Source organism: Ideonella sp., from assembly GCF_036277275.1.
Lineage (GTDB): Bacteria > Pseudomonadota > Gammaproteobacteria > Burkholderiales > Burkholderiaceae_C > Ideonella.
Map to the genome: position 1 here is coordinate 1 of NZ_DASUNH010000159.1, position 2,636 is coordinate 2,636.

At 70.2% G+C, this 2,636-nt stretch carries 1 protein-coding gene and 1 pseudogene; both read left to right on the top strand.

Annotated elements, in window-relative coordinates; all coding sequences use genetic code 11:
* A partial coding sequence (locus VFY73_RS27275; RefSeq protein WP_329724733.1) for a TIM-barrel domain-containing protein occupies window positions 1-2,338 on the top strand: 2,338 nt, incomplete at its 5' end.
* Between the two features lie 49 nt (window positions 2,339-2,387).
* Window positions 2,388-2,636: pseudogene (locus VFY73_RS27280) on the top strand (beta-galactosidase); the annotation flags it as partial.

Consider the following 2,636-nt stretch of genomic DNA (forward strand, 5'->3'; position numbering starts at 1 on the left):
CATCCGCAGCGAGGCCGACAACACGACCGGGGCACTGCGCTTCTTCGACCGCCACGGTGCCTTGCTGCTCGCCGAGCGGCCAGGCACCCGGCGGCTGATGCCGTCGCAGCTGGGTGACGAGCCCGTCTTCATCGCCGAGCAGGCGTTTGATTCACCCGCTGGCGAGCGGCTCTACGGCACCGGATGTTTCCAGGACGGCGCCATGGACCTGCGCGGCCTGCCGCGCCGCCTGACCCAGGTGAACACGCAGATCAGCCTGCCGTTCATGCTGTCCAGCCGCGGCTACGGCCTGCTCTGGCACAACACCGGCATGGCCGAGCTGAACACGCCGGAGCAGCGCGTGGCCCTGAGCCGTGCCGGCGCCGACGGCAAGGCCGAGCTGGTGGACGTGACGACCACGAGCGGCAACGCCCAGGTCGAACGCAAGGGCGTGCGCTTTGAAGGCAGCTTCCGCACCGAAGCGGCCGGCCGGTATGCCTTCCTGCTGGACGTGGGCCGCGCCATGGGCTCGCGCCACTCGGTGGAGATCGACGGCAAGGCCTGCGTCGAGATGAGCAACCACTGGCTGCCGCCGACGACCGGCTTCGTCGTGGACCTGCCGGCGGGCGAGCACCGCGTGCGCGTGAACGCCGAGGAGCAGGACAAGCCCTCGCTGCACTTCGGCCCCACGCAGCCGCGCACGACCTGGCGCTCGCCGGTGGCCGACGCCATCGACTACGTCGTCATCGCCGGCCCGAGCGCCGACGAGGTGTTCGAGGGCTACCGCGAGATCTCCGGCGCCACGCCGATGATGCCGCGCTGGGCCTATGGCTACATCCACTGCCGCGAGCGTTTCCATTCGTCGCAAGAGATCGTCGACACGCTGCGCGAATTCCGCCGGCGCAAGCTGCCAGTCGATGTGATGGTGCAGGACTGGCAGTACTGGGGCCGCCACGGCTGGAACGCGATGCGTTTCGACGAGGCCCACTACCCCGACCCCGCCGCGCTGGTGCGCGACGTGCACGGCATGAACGGGCGGCTCATGCTGTCGGTGTGGGCCCGGATCGCCCGCGACACCGAGCTGGGCCGCGCCACCGCCGCAGCCGGCCACTACATCGATCAGACCGACTGGGTCGACTTCTTCGACCCCAAGGCCGCCGCCTTCTACTGGAGCCACCAGCGCGAGCGCCTGCTCAAGCTCGGCATCGACGCCTGGTGGCAGGACGCGACCGAACCCGAGAACGACGATCTCGTGGGCCGCCGCACGGCCGCCGGCCGCGGCGAGCGCGTGCGGCTGGCCTACCCGTGGCATGTGACCCGCACGGTGTACGAAGGCCAGCGCCAGGCGCTGCCGAACCAGCGCGTGATGATCCTCACGCGCTCGGCCTTTCCCGGCCAGCACCGCCACGCCGCGGCGACCTGGTCGGGTGACATCGGCAACGACTGGGACACGCTGAAGCGGCAGATCCCCGCGGGCCTCAACATGGCCGCCGCCGGCTACGCCTACTGGACGGTCGACGCGGGCGGTTTCTTCCGCCCGGGCGACGGGCAGTACACCGACAAGGCCTACCACGAGCGGCTGATCCGCTGGTTCCAGTACGCAACCTTCCTGCCGCTGCAGCGCGTGCATGGCTACATGACCGATACCGAGTTCTGGCGCTATGGCGACAAGGTGGAGGCCGTGGCGCGCCAGTACCTCGAGCTGCGCTACCGGCTGCTGCCCTACCTGTACAGCGCCGCCCACGAGGTGCATGCGAAGGGCGCGCCCCTCATGCGCCCGCTGGTCTTCGACTTCCCTCAGGATGCCCGGGCGCTGGACCAGGCGCACAGCTACCTCTTCGGCCGCGCGCTGCACGTGGCGCCGGTGGTCGCGCCGGGGGTGTCGAGCTGGTCGGTCTACCTGCCGCAATCCGCGGGCGGCTGGGTCGATTTCTGGACCGGAGAGCGGCGCGCCGGTGGCCGCACGCATGAGGTGCCGTCACCGTTGGAGCGCATCCCCCTGCACCTGCGCGCGGGCAGCATCCTGCCGCTCGGGCCGGTGCTGCAGTCCACCGCGGAGTCCACCGGTGAGGTCATCGACCTCTACGTCGTGCCGGGCCGCGATGGCGCCTTCGAACTCTGCGAAGACGCCGGGCTGGACTACGCCTACGAAAAGGGCGGCTTCAGCGTGATCCGCATGACCTGGGACGACAAGCGCGGCGTGCTGCGCCTGTCGCCGCGCCGCGGGCGCTTCGACGGCATGTTGCAGACGCGGCGCTTCAGGCTCCACCGCATCCGCGCCGGCCATCCACCGCTGCAGTCCGTGCCGCTGCAGGAGCTGGTCTACACCGGCCGCGCCACTGAAACCCGCCTTGGCTGACGACCCCGGCCATGCTCCTCGATTCCACACATTGACTCAAAGCCGAATCATGGACCTGCGCAAGACCCTCATCGCCTGCGCGCTTTCGATGGCCGCGCTGCCCCCCGCCGTGGCCCAGGACGCCAAGAGCCCCCAGGGCCGCCCTGACTGGCCCGGTGCCGGCCAGTTGTTCGCCGGCGCGAACTACCAGCCGGTCGACCGCAGCCTGGCGCAGGTCAAGCGTGACGTCGCGCTGATGAAGCAGTCGGGCTTCAAGGTCGTGCGCATGGGCGACCTGGCCTGGGACTACTTCGAACCC